The sequence below is a fragment of the Sphingomonas sp. IC081 genome, assembly GCF_006874585.1.
Lineage (GTDB): Bacteria > Pseudomonadota > Alphaproteobacteria > Sphingomonadales > Sphingomonadaceae > Novosphingobium.
The window spans coordinates 2,240,762-2,259,235 of sequence record NZ_CP029761.1 but is presented as its reverse complement, the minus strand read 5'-3'; the positions used below and the strand labels follow the sequence as shown (position 1 = coordinate 2,259,235).

Sequence of the window (18,474 nt, the reverse complement as noted above, 5' to 3'; positions counted from 1 at the left end):
TCTATGAGTTGTCGACTTGTCGAATGACCGATAGGCTGGCCGTGTCATGAAGGAACTGTTCCAACATACTGCCGTGACCGACGGGGTCACCGTGCGTGTCGCCGTGAACTTCCTGCCCGAGCAGTCGCGCATCGAGGCGGGCAAGTGGTTCTGGGTCTATCACATCCGCATCGAGAACGATTCGGATGACAGCCTGCAGCTCATGACCCGCCACTGGCGCATCACCGACGGCAACGGCGACGTCAACCTGGTCGAGGGTGAGGGCGTGGTGGGCGAACAGCCGCTGATCCGTCCCGGCCGCAGCCACGATTATGTCTCGGGATGCCCGCTGTCGACGCCGCAAGGCTCGATGGAAGGGTTCTACACGTTCCTGCGCAGCGACGGCAGCGAATTGCAGGCGCAGATCCCGCTGTTCCCGCTGGCGGCGCCCGCCACCGCGGGCTGAGCCATGGGACGGGCGAAGGCGCGCCGGTGCAGGGTATCGGCCCCGCCGGGATCCGGGGGGTGCCCTTTGCTTGCGGCAAGCCCCGTCCCGCCAGTCGTTTTCCAGTAGTCCGGCGGGGCGTTCGAGCCACATCCTTGCTCCTTCCCGTTCCAGCGCCTAGGGAAGCGCCATGAAGCGGACGCACCTGCCCCTCAATGCCCTGCGCGTGTTCGATGCAGCGGCCCGTCACCTCTCCTTCACCCGCGCGGCGGACGAACTGGCGGTGACGCCGGCCGCGGTCGGCCAGCAGATTCGTGCGCTGGAGGACCTGCTCGGCGTCGTGCTGTTCCGCCGCACCAGCAAGGGGCTGGAACTGACCGACGAGGCCGGTTCGGGGCTGGCCGCGCTGCGGACCGGCTTCCTCCATTTCGAGGATGCGGTGCAGGCGATGCAGGCGGGCCAGTCCAGCCACGTCTACACGATTGCCGCCCCGCGCGAATTCTTCGCCGCCTGGCTGGCGCCGCGCCTGGCCGCGTTCCGCGCGGCCAATCCGCAAGTGCGCTACATTCTTGTCGACGGCGAACTGACCGACTTTACCGAGGCCAATCTCGACCTCGCGGTGCGCTGGACCGATGGTCCGGGCGATCTCGAAGGGCTGGCGCTGGGCGCCGCCGAATGGGTGGAACTGGGCGGCGGCGACTGGATCGGCTGGCCCGGCGATCCCGCGCCCGAGAGCGAGGCGGCTTCCGAGGGTGAAGATGGCCAGCCGGCGATCCAGGTCGCCGATGCCGGGCAGGCGGTGGCCGCGGCCCTGTCCGGGCTTGGCCGGGTGCGGGTGCCCGCGCTGCTGGCCGAAGGGCTCGCGGCGGGCAAGTCGGTCGCGGTCGGGCCGGTCACCCCGTGCCGCCGCGCCTACTGGCTGGTGGCGCCGCTGCCGCAGTGGCGCCAGAAGAAGGTCCGGGAACTGGTCGCTGCGCTGACCGGGGGCTGACCGGCTTTCCCCGGCCGCGCGGCGCACGAAACGAGGCCCGGTGTGAACCGGGCCCCGTGCCGCGAAATTCGCTTTTCGCGAATTTCCAGACGGACTCTCAGAATCCGAGGTCCTCGATCGGCCCGTCGAAATTGCCGCCCAGCTTGTGGGTGGCCCTGGCCAGCTGGTCCTGCGGCACGCCCTTGAGGTAGCCGTCGATGATCCGCTGGTAATTGCTGATCAGCCCTTCGACGTCCTTCGAGAGTCGCATGAACTCGAAGCCGGTGGCGTGCAGGCCCTTCTGCTGGATCGGGATGTTCGAATAGTCCTGGCGCGGGATCGGCGGGAAGTCCGGGCTGTTGTAGGGCAGCACGGTGGGCTCCATCACCGTCTCGATGTCGCTGTCCTCGGGCACGTAAGTGAGCGACCAGATCTCGAAGAAGCAGGTCTCCGGCCCGGTCGGGCGGATCCGGTAGGCCGACATCGAGGTGAAGTAGGGCAGCAGGAAGTAGTGGGGGAACAGGAATTCCACCGCCTTCACCGGGTGCGTCTGCGCCACCGTGCAAAGGTCCGGCACCGGCTCGCCGCGCGCTTTGAGCTGCTCGGTGATCTGGTGCATGACGATGCCCAGCCAGTGGAACATCGCCATGTTCTGGTCTTCGGGCAGGCCTTCCTCGATGCCGACGAGGCCGCGCGCGATCTCCACTTCCTTCTCGTGGACCATGCCCGCCATGCCCTCGCTGAGCAGGGCCATGGAATTGACCTGCAATTCCTGGTTCTCGCGGTAGGAGAGGTGCGCCTCGGCCATGATCGGCACCGGGCCGCGCGGGGTCTTGTACATCGAATCGTACATCATCGGCGCGGCATGCTGCAGCTGTGGGTGCGTCTGCATCACGTGGTAGCCTTCCATGAAGGCCTCCATCGCCACCTTCCAGTTGGCCGGAAGCTCGGCGGCAAAGCACCATTCGGCGCGCATCTTGTCGAGATTGCGGGCTTCGAGGTTGGCCGCCACCGGGCCCAGCGAATCCCGGACCGAGGGGGCGTCGTTGTCATGGTTGATCCACACGCAGCCGATGAAGGTCTCGGCGCGGCAGGGGATCAGGTTGATGTCGTCGGCATCGAGCTGGCGCTCGGAAAACAGGTGCTTGCCGTAGACCTGGGTGGATTCGCCGTCCATGTTCCAGCGCCAGCCGTGGAACGGGCAGACAAAGCCGGACTTCTTGCAGTTGCCGTGCGCCTGCCCGGTGCCGCCCGCGAAAGGCACGCCGCGGTGACGGCAGGCGTTGTGGAAGGCCTTCACGCCGCTGGTGGTGCGCACGACGATGACCGACTTGCCGACGTTCTCGTACTCGATCCAGTCGCCCACCTCGGGGATCTGTTCCTCGCGGCAGGCCATCTGCCAGACATGGGGCCACAAGTGGTCCAGCTCGGCCTGGTAGAACTCGGCATCGTAGTAGCGCCGGACCGGGATCCGTTCGGGATCGTCGATCGGATAGGGGACGGACCGCAGCCCGCCGTCGACAGATTTCAGCACTCCGACACCTCTCGGCTTGTTCTTCGTTCGTATTGAACGAATGTACAACCCTGCGGCGGGCAGGCAATGGCGCGCAGGCGTGCGGGCCATCGCGGGCGCGCTAAGTTGGGGCATGGCGGGCCGGGCCCCTCCCGGGTTCCGGCCTGAGCATCGCCGGCGCGAATTGCGGGGCGGGGGTGTCCCCAAGCGCGGAAATTCTCCCTAGGACCGCGACAAGGACATATTCCGGGAGTTCACAGGCCATGGCATTCAAGACCCGCGTCACCGAGATGCTCGGCATCGAGCATCCGATCGTGCAGGGCGGCATGCAGGGGGTCGGGCTGGCCGAACTGGCCAGCGCGGTGTCCAATGCCGGCGGCCTCGGCACGCTGACCGCGCTGACCCAGCCCAGCCCGCAGGCCCTGCGCGAGGAAATCGAGCGCTGCCGCGCGATGACCGACAAGCCCTTTGCCGTGAACATCACCGTGTTCCCGACGCTGCTGCCGCCCGACTACAAGGCCTATGCCGAGGCCGCGCTCGACGGCGGCGTCAGGATCATCGAGACCGCCGGCACCCAGGCCGTGCGCGAGATCTGGGAACTGGTGAAGCCCCACGGGGTCACCGTGATCCACAAGTGCACCGCCGTGCGCCACGCGCTCTCGGCCGAGAAGCACGGCTGCGACATCATCTCGATCGACGGGTTCGAATGCGCCGGCCATCCCGGCGAGGACGACATTCCCGGCCTGATCCTGATCCCCACGGCGGCGGACAAGGTCTCGATCCCGATGCTGGCGAGCGGCGGCTTCGGCGACGGGCGCGGCCTTGCCGCGGCGCTGGCGCTGGGCGCGGAGGGCATCAACATGGGCACGCGCTTCTGCGCCACGCAGGAGGCGCCGATCCACGACAACGTCAAGGCGCGCTACATCGCGAACGACGAGCGGGGCACCAACCTCATCTTCCGCAAGTTCAAGAACACCGCCCGCGTCGGCAAGAACGCGGTGTCCGACGAAGTGGTCGCGATCTCGGCCCGTCCCGAATCCACCTTCGAGGACATCAAGCACCTCGTCGCCGGGGCGGTGGGCCGCGAACTGCTGCAGAGCGGCGATCTCACCAAGGGCATCTTCTGGGCCGGCATGGTGCAGGGCCTGATCCACGACCTGCCGACCTGCAAGGACCTGATCGAGCGGATCGTCGCCGATGCCGAAGCGATCGTCCGTGGCCGTCTTGGCCAGATGCTGGCCTGACCGGGAGGCGACCGCAGGTGACTTACGAAAAAGTTCTCTACCGCCTTGAAAACGGCGTCGCCCGGATCGCGATGAACGATCCCGCCACCCGCAACGCCGGCTCCGCGCAGATGGGCGAGGAACTGTTCGATGCGATGACCCGCGCCGCCTTCGAGGCGCGCGCGGTGGTGCTGACGGGCGAGGGCAAGGCGTTCTGCTCGGGCGCCAACCTCGGCGATGCGGCGGGCATGCTGGCCGACCCGCGCCGCGATGTCGGCACGCTGCTCGACCGTCACTTCAATCCGGTGATCGTTGCCATGCGCGACATGGAGCAGCCGGTCGTCACCGCCGTGCGCGGCGCGGCGGCGGGCGTCGGCGCGGGGCTCGCCATGGCGGGCGACCTCATCCTCTGCGCCGAAAGCGGGTTTTTCCTCCAGGCTTTCCGCCATGTCGGGCTGGTGCCGGACGGTGGCTCCTCGTGGCTGCTGACCCGCGCGGTGGGGCGGGTGCGGGCGATGGAGATGATGCTGCTGGGCGAGCGTCTTCCGGCGGCGAAGGCGCTCGAATGGGGTCTCGTCAACCGCGTGGTGGCGGACGAGGCGCTGGACGGCGCCGCCCTCGCGCTGGCCGGCGAACTGGCACGCGGGCCCTGGTCGCTGCGGCGGATCAAGCAGGTGGCCTGGGCGGCGACCGACTGCACGCTGGAACAGGCGCTCACCCACGAACGCCTCGGCCAGCGCGACGCCTCGCGCACCGAGGACTTTGTCGAGGGCGTCACCGCCTTTGCCGAGAAGCGCGCGGCCGTCTTCAAGGGGCGCTGACGGCACGCAGGCGGCTGCCCGCGATGCTGCCCTGATACCTCCCCCGATACCGCCTATGCGGCGGGCAGCGGCGCAACCTGCGGGTTTATCCCGATTTCCTCGGGGCAGCCATGACGGGATAGTCCGAAAGGCGGGACGGCATGGGCCGTGCCTGCGCCAAGGATATGCCATGTCCGACCTTGAAGCGCTGTTCCGGCACGGCCCGCCCCGCCATCTGGCCCATTTCATCCATGTGGCGAGGCCGCCTTTCGTGCAGCCGTTTCGCCGGGTGCTGGTGGTGCTGGCGATCGGCTGGCTGCCCTTGGGGGTCTTCACGCTGCTGCTCGCGCCCGAGCGGCTTGGCGATTTCGGCCGCGATATCGGCGTCCATGCCCGCTATGCCCTTGCCGCGCCCCTGCTGGTCGCGGCGCTGTCGTCCTGCGGGCCGCGGCTGGGGCAGATCGCGGGGCACTTCGCGCGCTCGGGCCTGCTCGATGCGGCGGGGCGGCATGCGCTGTTCCGGCAGATCGTGGTCAGCCGCCGCCTGCTCGACTCCCATCTGATCGAGGCGGCGACGGTGGTCCTGGCCTTTGTCACGGCGATGCTGACCTTTCGCGGGGTGGCGGGCGCGCACCTGTCTGGCTGGATGCGCGATCCGGGCACGGACCGGCTGTCGATGGCGGGGCTCTGGCAATTCGCCTTCAGCCTGCCGCTGCTGCTGACCCTGCTGATCGGCTGGCTCTGGCGCATCGCGATCTGGGCGCGGCTGCTGGTCTGCCTGTCCCGCCTCGATCTGCGGCTGGTGGCCTCGCACCCCGACCAGTGCGGCGGACTGGCCTTCCTCAGCCAGTCGCTGCGTGCCTTCACCCTGTTCGGCATGGCGCTCGGCGCCATCGCGGCGGGGCGGCTGGGCCATGATCACCTTTCCGGCACGTCGAGCCGGTTCACCGACGGCCTGCTGGTCGGCGGCAGCGTGGCCGTGGTGGCGATCCTCTGTGCCGGGCCGCTCCTCTTGTTTTCCGGGAAGATGATGGCGGTCTGGCGCCAGAGTTCGATGGCCTATGGCGCGCTGGCGATGGAACTGGGCTCCTCGCTCGAAGCCCGCTGGCTCCGCCGCGACGCGGCGCCGGGCGAGGGCAGCGACGGTGGGGACCGGAGAGAACGACCCGCCATTCTCGACGCCCCGGACTTTTCGGCCGGGGCGGATCTCTACGCGGTTGTCGCCGGTGCGCAGGCCATGCGGTTCCTGCCGGTCGACGTGCGCAGCGTGGTCATGCTGGTTGCCGCGACCCTGCTGCCTTTCGCCGCCGCGCTGTGCCTGACATTACCTCTCGGCGTCGTGCTGGCAACGCTGAAGGGACTGCTGGTGTGATCGGGGCAGGGGGCCGGCGGCGCCCTCAAAATGCCCTTTCGGGACTTTTTGAGGCAGACACTCAGACCGCACCCGCCTCGCGCAGCCGCGCCAGCCCGGCCTCGTCGATGCCGATCTCGGCCAGCACTTCGGCGGTGTGTTCGCCCAGCATCGGCGGGGCCATGCGGATCGTGGCCGGGCTCGCCGACATCTGGGCGAGCGGGCTGGCGATGAGGTCCACCGAGCCGCTTTCGGCCCAGGCGTGGGGCGTCCGGGCGCGCAGCTTGCGGTGCCTGACCTGCTCGTCCTCCCAGACTTGCGCGAGTTCGTTGTAGCGCGCGGCGGGGATGCCGGCGCCGTCGAGCATCGCCTGCATCCGGGCGACGGTGAAACCCGCGCTCCAGGCGTTGATGAGGTCCATCAGTTCGGCGCGGTTGGTCTTGCCGCGCTTGAGATTGCTGTCGAAGCGCGGGTCGGTGAAGAGTTCGGGGCGCTCCATCAGCACGGTCAGGCGGCGATAGTGCTCGTCGGTGCCGGCGGTGAGGTACACGATGCCGTCCGCGCAGTGCATCAGGTCGGCGGGGCCGCCGCCGTTGCCGCCGTTGCCGAGCCGGGGAGGGGCCTGGCCGCTGATCAGGTAGTCCTGCATGATGTGGCTGACCATCGCCACCGAACTGTCGAGCAGGGCGATGTCGATGAACTGTCCCTCGCCGCTGCGATGGCGGTACTGCAGTGCGCCGAGGATGGCGAGTGCGGTGTTGTGGCCGGTCACGAAGTCGACGAGGCTGGGGCCGGTCTTGAGCGGGCCGGCGCCGGGCTGGCCTTCGGGAATGCCGGTGACGGCCATCATGCCGCCGGTGGCCTGGAACAGCCCGTCATAGCCGGGACGCGCGGCCATCGGCCCGGTCTGGCCGAAGCCGGTGACCGAGCAGTAGATCAGCCGCGGGTTGATCGCCTTCAGGCTCTCGTAGTCGAGGCCGAAGCGGGCGAGATCGCCGACCTTGTAGTTCTCGATCAGCACGTCGGCGGTCTTGACCAGTTCCTTGAGGATGGCCTGCCCCTCCGGCTTGGCATGGTTGAGCGTGATCGAGCGCTTGTTGCGGTTGGACACGGTGAAGAAGCTGGAATGGCGCGTCTCGATCCCGTCCTTGCCGGGCACCCACGAGAAGCCGTAGCCGCGCCCGTCGTCGCCCACGCCCGGGCGCTCGATCTTGATGACGTCGGCGCCAAGGTCGCCCAGGATCTGCGCGCCGATGGGGGCGGCGAAGACGCGGCTCATGTCGATGACGCGGATGCCGGCGAGTGCCGCATTGCCGGCGGCCATATCGTTCTGGTTCGTGCTCATGATGGGGCAAGGCTAGACCCGCCCACCGGGGCGGCCAAGGCGGGCGCCCCCGCTTATCGCAGAAGCGATCAAGCATCGTTGCCGGCGTGGTCAGGCTTATCCGCCGCGCCGAAAGCGCCTAGCCGGAAACGAAGGACACGGACGGGAGTATGCGATGAAGACGGCGATCATCACCGGCGCGGGCAGCGGCATCGGGCTGGAGACGGCCAGGATCCTCCACGCCGAAGGCTTCGCGATCGTCGGCGTCGGGCGCAGCAAGGACAAGCTGGCCAAGCTGGAAGCCGCGATCGGCAATCCCGATCATGTGCTGGCGATCAGTGCCGATCTCACCGATCCGGCCGCGCCCGCCGCCATCGTCGGCGCCGCGCTGGAGCGGTTCGGCCGGATCGATGCGCTGGTGAACAATGCCGGCGTCGGCAGCCCCAAGCCGCTCGACGAGACCGACGACGAGACGCTCGACGATTTCCTCGACATCATGCTGGTCGCCCCGTTTCGCCTCTGCCGCGAGGTGATCCCGCACCTTTCGCAAGGGGCCAGCGTGGTCAATGTCACCAGCACCTTCGCGCATGTCGGCGGGCGGCGCGGCGGCGCCTATTCGGCGGCCAAGGGCGGCCTCAAGTCGCTGACCGAGCACATGGCCTGCGAATATGGCCCGCGCGGCATCCGGTCGAACTGCGTGGCGCCGGGGGTGACGATGACCGACATGGTGCGCCACCGTTTCGAGGACGAGGGTTTCAAGCGCGCCAACGTGGAAACCACGCCCTATCCGCGCCTCGCCCAGCCGGACGACATCGCCAGCGTGATCGCCTTCCTCTGCCTGCCGGGCAGCGAGATGATCAACGGCCAGTCGATCGTGGTCGACGGCGGCTGGACGGCAACCAAGTACCTCAGCCCGCGGGTGACGCGCACGACCTGGGTGGAGCCGGAGGGCGTTTGAAAATCCGCCGTAGGCGGATTTTTGCGGTGCCGTATCGAGAATGCCCCTCGGGCATTCTTCAAACAGACTCTAAGCGGCGGCGGCCATCACGCCGCCGCCCTGCCGCTTGGCGCGGTAGAGCGCGCTGTCGGCCCGCACGAACAGCGCCTCGGGATCGAGCTGGCCCGCTCCGCCGGCTTGCGCGATGCCCGCCGAGGCGCCCAGCGGCAGCAGTTCGCTGCCCCAGGGCACCGGGCTCAGCAGGCCCGGCAGGCAGCGGCGCAGCGTGCGGTCCGGCATCTCGATCTGGCCGGTGCGGGTGAGCAGCATCGCGAATTCGTCGCCGCCGATACGGGCGATCATGCGCGCTTCGGGGAAGGCGGCGGCAAGGCGGTGGCCAAACGCGGCAAGGCAGGCATCGCCCGCGACATGGCCCCAGCGGTCGTTGATCTGCTTGAACGAATCGAGGTCGAACAGCACCAGCGTGCCGATGTCGGCCAGCGCCTCGTCGCCCATCGGCAGGTCGAGGAAGTGCATCTCGAACAAGGATCGGTTGGCAAGGCCGGTGACCGGGTCGTTCTCCGCCATGCGGCGCAGGCGCAGCCAGCGGGCGTGTTCCTCGGTGACGTCCTGCTTGGTGCCGTAGAGTTCCGAGGCATGGTCGCCGGCCATGCGGACGGCGGCGGTGAGGCGCATCCAGCGCAGTTCGCCGTCGGCGCGGCGGATCTGGGCGTCCATCGTGAAGCCGGCGCCGGTGGCGAGGGCATGGGCGCGCAGCCGTTCCATCGTCTCGCGCGATTCTTCGCAATAGAACGTGAGTGCCTCGCGCCGGTCGACCTGCCGGTCCATCGGCAGCCCGAACAGTTCGAACACGCACTCGGTCCAGGACAATTCCTGGGTCGCCAGATCGCATGCCCAGGCGCCCAGCCCGATCAGCCGCGTCGCACGGGCATAGAGCGCGGCATCGGCGCTGGCAGTCGGCCCCGGCTGCAAATCGGGTGCATGACGGATGCCCAAGGGCGTGTGGAACACGAAAACGGATCCTCGAACGAGGGGGCTGATGGAATCGGCGGAATATTCGGGAATTCCCCATTGGTATTACTCCGCAAAAGGTAAAGACCATGCAATCATCCGAAAGTCGGTTTTTCCCGCGCCGCTGGAGGCAAGCGTTTCGCCCGGTGAGGCAAGTGGCCAGGGTTGCCGCGCCCCGGGTCGGCGCCGATAGTCGGTGCGCAAGAGCACGCGGGAGAACACGTGATGATCCGGGGCATCCACCATGTCGGCGTGAACTGCCGCGATCTGAAGCGCATGACCCGGTTCTACTGCGAGGCCTTCGGGTTCGAACCGGTGGACGAGGGCTTCGGCTGGTCCGGCGAGCCGGTGATGGACCGCATCGTCGACCTGCCGGGCTCGGCGGCCAGGGGCGTGATGCTGCGCGCCGGGCAGTGCTATCTTGAACTGTTCGAATATTCCGCGCCGCCGTCCGATCTGGCGCGGCCGCTCAGGCCCAACGATCGCGGCTATACCCATATGTGCATCGACGTGACCGACATCGAGAACGACATCGTGCACCTCAAGGCCTGCGGCATGACGTTCAGCGGGCGCGATCATGTCGACGCCGGCCATGTCCGCACGCTCTACGGCTACGACCCGGAGGGCAACGTGATCGAGGTGCAGCAATGCATGCCGGCCAATGGCTTCACGCTTGAGGAATTGCGCGCCGCAAACGCGGCATAGCCGCCGGTTCGCCCTGCCCGGGGGCGATCGGGGCAACCGAAGCGCGCAGGACCGGCGTTCCTTGCCATGAGCGGGGGGGCTCGGGGAAACCGTCTCCGGGGAAACCGTCACCAGAAAAACCGTCCCCGGAGAAACTGTCGCAAGCGCGGTCATGCCGCGTCATCGGCGCGATCCCGGGCAAGCGGGCCATTGCCGCCTCGGCCATGCGTGCCCAGGGCACGTGGACCGTGGCCAGCGGCGGCACGGTCATGGCCGCGAGCGGGGTATCGTCGAAACCGGCAACCGAGAGCTCGCCGGGCACCGCGATCCCCTTTTCGGCGGCGGCGGCAAGGGCGCCGGCAGCCATCTCGTCGTTGCAGGCGACGATGGCGGTGGGGCGCGGGCTGAGTTCCAGCAGCAGTGCGGCCGCTTCCATGCCGGACGCGAAGGAATTGTCCCCCGCCGCCACCAGCCAAGGCCCCCGGTCCAGTCCGTGCGCCGCCAGGGCATCGTGGTAACCCGCTTCCCGCCGCCGGGCCGAGGCCGATGATTCCGGCCCGGCGATCAGGCCGATCCGGCGATGGCCATTGGCCAGCAGCCATTCCACCAGCGCGGCCATGGCGGCGCGTTCGTCGCAGGCCGGTTCGTCTTCGCCCAGCCGCAGGCACGGCGTGTCCGCCCGGGCGCAGAGGGCGGCAAGGTCTTCCCGGTCCGCGAGCGGGGGCAGCAGGACCACTCCGGTGGGGCCATGCCGTTCCAGGAAGCGGTGCAGCCCCGATGCCGCGTCGTCGCCGCGGGGCAGCACCACCAGTGCCAGTTCGCTGCCTTCCATCGCCCGCAGGATGCCTGTCTCCGCCGCCTCGCGCACGGCGCGGTCGGATCCGTCGTGGACCAGTGCGACCAGGAAGGTGCGCCGCAGCGCCAGCGCGCGGGCCTGGGCATTGGGGACAAAGCCGGTCTCGGCGATCACCGCGTCCAGCCGCGCGCGCATGGACCGGCTGACATCGGGCGAGTTGTTGATGTAGCGGCTGATCGTCTTTTTCGAGACCCCGGCGATCCTGGCTATATCTTCCATCGTGGCGCGGGATCGGGTGCGGATCATCGCGCGATGATGAAGCGCGGCGCCCGCAGGCCCAAGGGCAGTTTCGTCCGCTCCGGATCGATCTCGGGCCTATCCGGCAAGTGCGTAAGGCGGGCGTAACCGCGCGGCAATCGCGACGGACTGATACAAGCCCGTCATTGCGGAAAGGCGCCGAAATCCCTAAGTGGGCCCCGCATGAGCCGGGTTCCCGCCGGATGGAACCGCCACCCCCACTGGAGAATGATGAAGCCCGCCCCGTCGCAACGCCACTATGGAATGGATTGGCTGCGCGTTGGCGCCTTTGTCCTGCTGATCTTCTACCATGTCGGCTTTTCGTTCACCCCGTGGGGTTTCCAGACCCCCACGCGCGGGGTGGTGAGCTGGGCGGAAATCCCGCTCCTCGGCCTCAGCGCCTGGCGACTGGCGCTGCTCTTCGCGATTTCCGGCTATGCCAGCGCGGCGCTGCTCAAGAAGGACGGCAACAACCGCGCCTTCCTGAAAAGCCGCCTGCTGCGCCTCGGCATTCCGCTGCTGTTCGGCCTTACCGTCGTTGTCCCGCCGCAGCCCTACATGGGGCTGATCAACAGCGGCTACGCCCATGGCTACGGCTATTTCCTGTTCCATGACGCCTTCAGCTTCCGCAAGGTGGGCTACGAAAGCCTGCCCGCGACGATGCACTTGTGGTTCGTCATCTACCTGCTCGTCTACACGCTGGTGCTCTGCGCGGGCCTGATGTTCCTGCCGGATGCATGGCGGACATGGCTGCGCGGGCAGGCGGAAAAGCTGCTGTCCGGCCCGCTGATGCTGCCGCTGGGCATCGTGCTGATCTTTGGCGTGAGGCTGTTCTACGACGGCTGGACCGACATCCACAGCCTCTTCGTGGACCGCGCCGCGCACCTCCACTACTTCGGCATGTTCCTCTACGGCTTCCTGCTGCGCGGGTCGGAGCCGATGCGCCAGGCGATCGCGAGGCAGTGGAAGCTGGCGCTGGTGCTGGGCCTGCTCGGTTATGCCTGGGTGATCGGCGATACGCTGCTCTGGCCCGGCAACACGCCGACGCCGGCGGCGTGGGAGCAGCCGCTGTCCTTCGCCAAGTCGGTGCAGTGCTGGGGCACGGTGGTCGCGCTGTTCGGCATTGCCGACCGCTACTGGAACTTCGACAGCAAGTGGCGGCCGATGCTGGTCGAGGCGGTGTTCCCGATCTACATCGCGCACCAGACGGTGATGGTCTTTGTCAGCTATGCCATCCGCGACATGGGGCTGACCGCTCTGCCGGAATTCCTGACGCTCTGCATCACCGTGGCCGGGGGATCCTGGATCTTCTACCTGATCGGCCGCGAAATCGGCCCGCTGCGCCCGCTGATCGGGCTGAAGCGGCACCGGGCGCCGCGCAAGGCTGCCAAGGTCGCGGTGGCCTGAAGGTAAAGGGATAAGACCAGGGGAGCATAGCCCCCCTGGACCCCCATTACCGTCTTCGTTGCGTTGGCCAACCGCGTTGTGCGCTCCTTGGCGCCGCAGGCTATTAGGTCTCCCGGCTCGAAGAGGGTGCAAAACGCAGCTGCGCGCGTGCCCTATACGGTTTTGGGGGTGCAGGGGGGCTATGCTCCCCTGCTTTAATCCTTGTTCTTCACATCCCCGGCCTCACAGGAGGAGAGCCCGCGAGGCCGGAGTTCTCAATCCCGCGCCAGGAGCAGCGCCGCTGCCATCGGCCCGCCGCCGGAGGTCGCCACGGCCAGTTTCGGATCGCCGGCGACCTGGCGTCCGGTGGCGGTGCCGCGCAGCTGGTTCACCGCCTCATGGGCAAAACCGAAGCCGTGCAGGCGCCCGGCGCCAAGCTGGCCGCCGAAGGTGTTCATCGGCAGTTCGCCGTCCAGGGCGATGCGGGAACCGCCCTCGATGAACCGGCCGCCTTCGCCCTTGTCGCAGAAGCCGAGGCCCTCCAGCCAGGTGATCGGCAGGAATGCGAAACCGTCGTAGAACTGGACGGTATCCACATCCTCAGCGGTGTAGTCGGTGCGCTTCCAGAGGTCGGCGCCGGTCTCGTAGGCGGCGAACCATTCGACCTGGTCCCACGAATAGCGATCGACCGAGCCCGCCATCGCGGCGATGCGCACCGGGGTGGTCGTCACTTCGTCCAGCGCGTCACCGGCCGAGACGATCACCACCGTCGAGGCGTCGGTGAAGCGGTCGCAGTCGTAGAGGCAGAGCGGGCTGGAGATCATCCTTGCGGACATGTACTTGTCCAGCGTCAGCGCTTCCCTGGTGATCGCCCGCGCGCGCGGGTTGAGCATGGCGTTCTTCGAGGCGTTGATGGCGATCTGGCCAAGCTGCTCGCGCGTCATGCCATAGCGGTGCATGTGCCTTGCGGCATATTGCGCGGTCCAGCAGGCGGCGGACGTGGCCCAGAACGGGCTGGTCCACTGCGAGGGGCCGGTGACGGTGTCCTGCTTCATGCCCGACATGTAGGTGCCGGGATCGGCCATGCCGCCCGCCTCGTAGACGGTGCGGAAACAGATCGCATGGCGCACGAGACCCTGCTTCACCGCCATCGCCGCCGCCGCGATGGCGGAAAGCTGGGCGGGCTGCTCCATCGCGCCGAGGTGCCACTTGGACTTGATGCCCAGCACCTCGATCAGGTCGTCGCTGCTGACCGGCGAGAAGGCGGTGTAGCCGTTCATCTTGCCGGGGTAGGTGAACACGCCGTCGATCTGGCCGAGCGTCAGCCCCGCGTCGTCCAGCGCCTCGCGCACGGCATCGACGGTCAGGAGCAGCGGATGGCGCGGCAGGCGCACGCCGACTTCGGACTGGCCGAGGCCGGTGATATAGGCTTCCGTGCTGGCCATCAGGCGATCCTCTCGAAGAGGGGGTAGAAGATGCCGTCCTGCTCCTCGAACACGACGCGCACCTTGTCCTCGAAATCGACCGCCTCGACCGGGCAATGGACGATGTTGGTGGTCAGGTAGACCCCGGGTGCGCCGTCCAGCTTCACGCGGGCGATCACATAGGGGACTTCGAGATCCCTGGCCCAGGGCTGGTGGTTCACCGTGAAGCTGTCGATCACGCCGGTGCCGGCTACTGCGTGAGGGGCGACGTTCTCGGACTGGCAGTGGCGGCAGAGCAGGCGCGGGGGATGAGTGAATTCACCGCAATCGCCGCATTTCACGATGTTCAGCCTGCCTTCGCGGCCGCCCGTCCAGAATGCGGTATTCTCCTGGTCCAGCTTTGGCCTTGGCCGCGGTGGATTCATCGTTGCTCTCCCATTCGCCGGGACGAGAAGTCCGGCGCAGTGGTCCCCGCGTCAAGGCGGCCATGGGATTGATCGTGCCGGCGCTTCGTGCGGCCGGTCCTCAGTCGATGACCTTGCGGGCGATCAGGTCGTCCATTTCGCTTTGCGACAAGCCCAGAAGCTCGCGGTAGAGGTAGCCATTGTGCTCGCCGAGGAGCGGCGCGCCGTGTTCGACCTGCGGGCCTTCGGGGCTGATCCGCCAGGACGGGCCGATCACCGGGCGCGCGGTGTTGCGGTGGTCGCTAACCATGCACAAGGCGCCGCGGCCCCAGAGGAATGCGTCCGCGCACAGGTCCATCGAACTCATCGCCTTGAACGCCGGAACACCCGCGTTGCGGAGCTTTTCGGCAAGGTCCGCGGCGTCGTGCGGGCGGGTGAGGGTGGAGAGTTCGGCATCGAGTGCGGCGCGGTTGCTTAGCCGGTCCGTCAGCGTCGCGAAGCGCGGATCGGCGGCGAGGGCGGGGGCGTCCAGCGTGCCGCACAGCGCCTGCCATTCGGCCTCGTTCGCCGCCGCGATACTTGTCCAGCCGGTCTCGCCGCAGGGGTAGAAGCCGTGCGGGGCCATCTCCGCGTGATAGTTGCCGTCGGCGCTGGGCACGTCTCCGGTGACGCTGGCGGCAAAGAGGCTGTCGCCGACCAGGCTGGTCATCGCCTCCACCGCCGAGAGGTCGATGAACTGGCCTTCGCCGGTGCTCTCGCGGTGGTGGAGCGCGGCCAGGCAGGCGAGCGCGGCCAGCGCCCCGGCGGTGGAATCGCCGTAGCGGATGTTCATGCCCTTGGGCGTCTCGCCCTCATGCCCGACCAGCGCGGTCAGGCCCGAGAGCGCGGCGAAGCAGGGGGCGTAGCCGGTCTGATAGCCCAGCGGCCCGTCGCTGCCCCACATCTTGATCGCGCACTGGATGAGGTCCGGCTTGATCGCCTTGAGGCTTTCGTAATCGAGCCCGGAGCGTTCCATCGCGCCGGGGCGGATATTGTCGATCAGAATGTCGGCTTCGGCGATCATGCGCTTGACGAGGTCCAGCCCCTCGGCGGTCTTCATGTTGACCTGAACCGAGAGGATCTCCTGGTTGATCGACAGGAAATAGGGGGCGGCGTCGATGTCCACCCCGCCATAGGCGCGCATCTCGTCGAGGTTGGAGCGGGATTCGATCTTGATCACTTCCGCGCCGAGGTGGGCGAGCAGCTTGCCCGCGTAAGGTCCGGCCCAGACTTTGGTGAGTTCGATCACGCGGATGCCGGAGAGGGGGCCTTTGCGGTCAGGACGCGGCATCGAGGATCTCCTCCTGGTCGGCGCCGAGGCGGGGGGCGGCGGCCTTCACCATGACCGGCGTGGCGCTCATGCGGTAGGCGGCGGTGGGATAGGAGACCTGCCCGAACGCGGGATGCACGGCCTGCTGGAAGAACCCGCGATGGATGAACTGAGGGTGGCGGGGCAGGTCCTGCGCGGTCTGCACCGGCACCATGGCAAGGCCCGCCTTCTGCGCGGCCTCGGTGACCGGATGCTTGTCCTGCCGGGCGATCCAGCCGGTGAAGTGTTCGCGGAACTTGGCGACATTGGGCGGCGTGCAGTCGAACTCCAGCCAGTCCTCGCGCAGTTCCCGCGTCCAGGCGGGGTCGCCCATCAGCGCGCAGAGGACCTGCCAGTGCGCGCGGCTGGTCATCAGCAGGAAGACGTGCCCGTCGCGGCAGGCGAAGGAGGTGCCGGGGCCGCCCATGTCGTAGGCGGTGCGCGCGTCGCTCGGCTCGGCCTCGCCCGCCAGCATGCGGCCGAGCACGCAGTCGGTGCGGTTCAGTTGCACGTCCACTTCGGAAATATCGATGAACTGCCCCCGACCCTCGCGGCGCAGGCGCAGCAGCGAGGCCAAGGTGGCCAGCGCGGCGTCGATCCCGGCTTCGTAGTCGGACAGGAACCGCCCGGCGCCTTTGAGCGGCGGCCTGTCGGCAGGCGTTTCGCTGGGGCTGTGATAGGCCCAGCCGCCCGCGGCAATGACGTTGATCGGACGGGCCGCTTGCCAGCTTTCCGGCGCGTCCTGCCCGAACGGGGTGACCAGCGTGTGGACCAGCGCCGGATGCGCGGCGGAGACCATGTCCGGCGTCAGGCCCATCGCCCGGCACCAGCCCTCGTCATGATCGTCGATCAGCGCGTGGGCGCGCGCCAGCAGGCGGTCCAGCACCTTGCGGTCGGCCGCATCGGCAAGGTCCAGCACGACCGATTTCTTGTTGGTGTTGAGGTAGGCGAACAGCGTCGATTCCCCCGCCGCGAACGGCCCCATCGCGCGGCTGGGGGCGCCGCCGGGGCGCTCCACCTTGACCACTTCGGCGCCGAGATCGGCCAGCAGCTTGCCGGTATATTCGCCGCTCACCCGCTCGGCGATCTCGATCACGATAAGCCCTTGGAGGGCGCCTCTGCGTGTCATCAGCGCTGAAGGGTTCTGAAATCAGGATGATAGGGCGGCATGGCGATGTACTTGTCGATGGTCTGTTCGAAGTGGCGCACGCGTACTTCCTGATAGTCGCCCAGCGTGATGCCGGGCTTGGCGCTGGCTTCCAGGCCTTCCTGCTGGGCGTGGAGGTTGTCGGTATCCTGGTCGAGAATGCGCCCGAAGCCGGGATCCATCCCCTTTGCTTCGGTGAAGGACTGGTGGTCGGCCAGGATCTCCACCTCGGCGGTTTCGACCTCGCTGCCGTCCCTGGGCTTGGGCCGCATGAACATCACTTCGTAGATCGTGCGGCGATGGTCGCGCGCGTCGGGACGGAAGCGGTAGATCATCGGCAGCGAGATGCCGGGGAACAGGAACAGGTTCGGGAAAAACGTGTAGCTGTAGGTATCGAGCAGCTCGGTATCCGAAACGTGGCTGAGATCGGTGTTGGTCGCCGTCTCGAACATCTGGCGGAACATGTCCGCCATCACCTGCCGCGCGCGTTCGCCGGCCTTCAGTTCGGGCTTGCTGCCGCCCAGCGAGGAACTGTCGCCCAGCGTGAAGTTGGCGATGATGTCCGCCTCGCTGTAGGTGCCGCGCAGCTTGGGGCTGACCACGCCGAGCGTGGAGATGAAGCGGTCCACGTGATCGCCGTAGACGTCGTACTGCGAGTTCACGTCGCCGTTGGCCGGCGCCACTTGCGGGTGGGTGTCGCCGACGTGGTAGGCCTCCATGAAGGCTTCCATCGTCAGCTTCCAGTTGGCCGGATAGCTCTTCTGGACGTGGAGATAGATATAGCGATCCTCCAGCTTCCACGCCTTGAGATGGGCGAGGGCCTCGGCGCCGAGGTACTCCTCAAGGCCGGGCGCGGCGGGGTCCATGTTGACCCAGACGAAGCCGCCCAGCCGCTCCACCCGTGCTTCGGGCAGGCACATCTTCTGCGTGGCGGTGTGGGCGAAGTCCCACTTCTCGGGGATGTCCTTCAGCGATCCGTCGAGGTTCCAGGTCCAGCCGTGGAACGGACACTTCAGGTTCGCTGCGAAGCCCGCCGTGCCGGAGGGCTTCAGCTTGGTGCCGCGATGGAGGCAGGCGTTGAAGTAGGCGCGGATCTCGTCATCCTCACAGCGGGTGACGACGAACGAGTACGCTCCGATGTCGTAGACGTAATAGTCGCCCACTTCGGGGATGTGGTCCTCTCGGCAGGCCATCTGCCAGGTGCGGGTCCACATCCGCTCGAACTCGGCCTTGGCGAAGGCGGGATCGGTGTAGCGCTGCTTGGAGACGTCCTCGCTGCCGAGGTAGTGGTAGTTTTCGCTGGCGGCCCAGGCGGGGGCGGGGTTGCGGTCGGCGGCGATGATGTCCTGCGTGGATTCGGCGGGGCAGCGGGCCTCGCCCGGCTGCAGCGGTGCGGTGGCGACGTTCATTGCGA

At 67.8% G+C, this 18,474-nt stretch carries 17 protein-coding genes; 8 read left to right on the top strand and 9 right to left on the bottom strand.

Annotated features, from left to right (window positions below; all coding sequences use genetic code 11):
- The first annotated feature begins 46 nt into the window (after positions 1-46).
- Positions 47-445 carry a Co2+/Mg2+ efflux protein ApaG gene (apaG, locus tag DM450_RS10840; protein ID WP_142634733.1) on the top strand — a complete coding sequence of 133 codons (399 nt, stop codon included), beginning with the start codon at positions 47-49 and terminating at the stop codon, positions 443-445.
- Between the two features lie 169 nt (positions 446-614).
- Positions 615-1,415 carry a LysR family transcriptional regulator gene (locus DM450_RS10835; protein WP_142634731.1) on the top strand — a complete coding sequence of 267 codons (801 nt, stop codon included), beginning with the start codon at positions 615-617 and terminating at the stop codon, positions 1,413-1,415.
- A gap of 97 nt (positions 1,416-1,512) precedes the next feature.
- Here DM450_RS10835 and DM450_RS10830 read toward each other — a convergent pair whose 3' ends face one another.
- The gene (locus DM450_RS10830; RefSeq protein WP_260609795.1) at positions 1,513-2,928 is read right to left on the bottom strand and encodes an aromatic ring-hydroxylating dioxygenase subunit alpha; all 1,416 of its coding nucleotides are present in this window, start codon (positions 2,926-2,928) and stop codon (positions 1,513-1,515) included.
- 242 nt (positions 2,929-3,170) lie between these two features.
- Between DM450_RS10830 and DM450_RS10825 the strand changes: the two genes are divergently transcribed.
- The 3 genes from DM450_RS10825 (at position 3,171) to DM450_RS10815 (ending at position 6,302) form a co-directional block, all read left to right on the top strand.
- Entirely contained in the window at positions 3,171-4,151 is a 981-nt protein-coding gene (locus DM450_RS10825) for a nitronate monooxygenase family protein (protein WP_142634729.1), read from the top strand.
- Between the two features lie 17 nt (positions 4,152-4,168).
- A complete protein-coding gene (locus DM450_RS10820) occupies positions 4,169-4,951 on the top strand; it encodes an enoyl-CoA hydratase-related protein (protein WP_142634727.1) in 783 nt (260 codons plus the stop codon).
- A 169-nt stretch (positions 4,952-5,120) separates the two neighbouring features.
- The gene (locus tag DM450_RS10815; protein ID WP_142634725.1) at positions 5,121-6,302 is read left to right on the top strand and encodes a hypothetical protein; all 1,182 of its coding nucleotides are present in this window, start codon (positions 5,121-5,123) and stop codon (positions 6,300-6,302) included.
- A gap of 61 nt (positions 6,303-6,363) precedes the next feature.
- Here DM450_RS10815 and DM450_RS10810 read toward each other — a convergent pair whose 3' ends face one another.
- Positions 6,364-7,626 (bottom strand): CaiB/BaiF CoA-transferase family protein, encoded by a 1,263-nt coding sequence (locus tag DM450_RS10810; RefSeq protein WP_260609794.1) that lies wholly within the window; start codon positions 7,624-7,626, stop codon positions 6,364-6,366.
- Between the two features lie 154 nt (positions 7,627-7,780).
- Here DM450_RS10810 and DM450_RS10805 point away from each other — a divergent pair, with 154 nt between their 5' ends.
- Positions 7,781-8,563, top strand: coding sequence for an SDR family NAD(P)-dependent oxidoreductase (locus DM450_RS10805; RefSeq protein ID WP_142634723.1), 783 nt, complete (start codon positions 7,781-7,783; stop codon positions 8,561-8,563).
- Positions 8,564-8,632: 69 nt separating this feature from the next.
- Here DM450_RS10805 and DM450_RS10800 read toward each other — a convergent pair whose 3' ends face one another.
- Positions 8,633-9,574 (bottom strand): diguanylate cyclase domain-containing protein, encoded by a 942-nt coding sequence (locus DM450_RS10800; RefSeq protein WP_242526084.1) that lies wholly within the window; start codon positions 9,572-9,574, stop codon positions 8,633-8,635.
- Positions 9,575-9,799: 225 nt separating this feature from the next.
- On the opposite strand from DM450_RS10800, the gene DM450_RS10795 reads away from it, so the two are divergent.
- A complete protein-coding gene (locus DM450_RS10795) occupies positions 9,800-10,279 on the top strand; it encodes a VOC family protein (RefSeq protein ID WP_142634721.1) in 480 nt (159 codons plus the stop codon).
- On the opposite strand, the gene DM450_RS10790 is transcribed toward DM450_RS10795, so the two are convergent.
- Positions 10,242-11,360, bottom strand: a complete 1,119-nt coding sequence (locus DM450_RS10790) for a LacI family DNA-binding transcriptional regulator (RefSeq protein ID WP_142634720.1) — start codon at positions 11,358-11,360, stop codon at positions 10,242-10,244. The two genes, DM450_RS10795 and DM450_RS10790, sit on opposite strands and share 38 nt — an antisense overlap.
- A gap of 219 nt (positions 11,361-11,579) precedes the next feature.
- Here DM450_RS10790 and DM450_RS10785 point away from each other — a divergent pair, with 219 nt between their 5' ends.
- On the top strand, positions 11,580-12,758 hold the full coding sequence (locus tag DM450_RS10785) for an acyltransferase family protein (protein ID WP_260609793.1): 1,179 nt from the start codon (positions 11,580-11,582) through the stop codon (positions 12,756-12,758).
- Positions 12,759-13,012: 254 nt separating this feature from the next.
- Here the strand turns inward: DM450_RS10785 and DM450_RS10780 are convergent, their stop codons facing one another.
- From DM450_RS10780 to DM450_RS10760, 5 genes are all read right to left on the bottom strand, one after another.
- Positions 13,013-14,185 carry a thiolase family protein gene (locus tag DM450_RS10780; protein ID WP_142637760.1) on the bottom strand — a complete coding sequence of 391 codons (1,173 nt, stop codon included), beginning with the start codon at positions 14,183-14,185 and terminating at the stop codon, positions 13,013-13,015.
- Positions 14,182-14,586: a Zn-ribbon domain-containing OB-fold protein gene (locus tag DM450_RS10775; RefSeq protein WP_142634718.1), complete on the bottom strand. Its 405-nt coding sequence runs from the start codon at positions 14,584-14,586 to the stop codon at positions 14,182-14,184. The genes DM450_RS10780 and DM450_RS10775 overlap by 4 nt, the downstream gene beginning before the upstream one ends.
- 100 nt (positions 14,587-14,686) lie before the next feature.
- Positions 14,687-15,895: a CaiB/BaiF CoA transferase family protein gene (locus tag DM450_RS10770; RefSeq protein WP_142634716.1), complete on the bottom strand. Its 1,209-nt coding sequence runs from the start codon at positions 15,893-15,895 to the stop codon at positions 14,687-14,689.
- The gene (locus DM450_RS10765; protein WP_142634714.1) at positions 15,882-17,042 is read right to left on the bottom strand and encodes a CaiB/BaiF CoA-transferase family protein; all 1,161 of its coding nucleotides are present in this window, start codon (positions 17,040-17,042) and stop codon (positions 15,882-15,884) included. Before DM450_RS10765 ends, DM450_RS10770 begins: the two co-directional genes overlap by 14 nt.
- Positions 17,042-18,469: an SRPBCC family protein gene (locus DM450_RS10760; protein ID WP_142634712.1), complete on the bottom strand. Its 1,428-nt coding sequence runs from the start codon at positions 18,467-18,469 to the stop codon at positions 17,042-17,044. The genes DM450_RS10765 and DM450_RS10760 overlap by 1 nt, the downstream gene beginning before the upstream one ends.
- Between the last annotated feature and the right edge of the window lie 5 nt (positions 18,470-18,474).

Bases quoted from the DNA above. Each gene is read 5' to 3' on its own strand.
- apaG (WP_142634733.1), top strand. From the start codon at position 47: ATGAAGGAACTGTTCCAACATACTGCCGTGACCGACGGGGTCACCGTG.
- DM450_RS10810 (WP_260609794.1), bottom strand. From the start codon at position 7,626: ATGAGCACGAACCAGAACGATATGGCCGCCGGCAATGCGGCACTCGCC.
- DM450_RS10805 (WP_142634723.1), top strand. From the start codon at position 7,781: ATGAAGACGGCGATCATCACCGGCGCGGGCAGCGGCATCGGGCTGGAG.
- DM450_RS10795 (WP_142634721.1), top strand. From the start codon at position 9,800: ATGATCCGGGGCATCCACCATGTCGGCGTGAACTGCCGCGATCTGAAG.
- DM450_RS10770 (WP_142634716.1), bottom strand. From the start codon at position 15,895: ATGCCGCGTCCTGACCGCAAAGGCCCCCTCTCCGGCATCCGCGTGATC.
- DM450_RS10760 (WP_142634712.1), bottom strand. From the start codon at position 18,469: ATGAACGTCGCCACCGCACCGCTGCAGCCGGGCGAGGCCCGCTGCCCC.
- DM450_RS10835 (WP_142634731.1), top strand. From the start codon at position 615: ATGAAGCGGACGCACCTGCCCCTCAATGCCCTGCGCGTGTTCGATGCA.
- DM450_RS10775 (WP_142634718.1), bottom strand. From the start codon at position 14,586: ATGAATCCACCGCGGCCAAGGCCAAAGCTGGACCAGGAGAATACCGCA.
- DM450_RS10785 (WP_260609793.1), top strand. From the start codon at position 11,580: ATGATGAAGCCCGCCCCGTCGCAACGCCACTATGGAATGGATTGGCTG.
- DM450_RS10825 (WP_142634729.1), top strand. From the start codon at position 3,171: ATGGCATTCAAGACCCGCGTCACCGAGATGCTCGGCATCGAGCATCCG.
- DM450_RS10815 (WP_142634725.1), top strand. From the start codon at position 5,121: ATGTCCGACCTTGAAGCGCTGTTCCGGCACGGCCCGCCCCGCCATCTG.
- DM450_RS10790 (WP_142634720.1), bottom strand. From the start codon at position 11,360: ATGATCCGCACCCGATCCCGCGCCACGATGGAAGATATAGCCAGGATC.
- DM450_RS10765 (WP_142634714.1), bottom strand. From the start codon at position 17,042: ATGACACGCAGAGGCGCCCTCCAAGGGCTTATCGTGATCGAGATCGCC.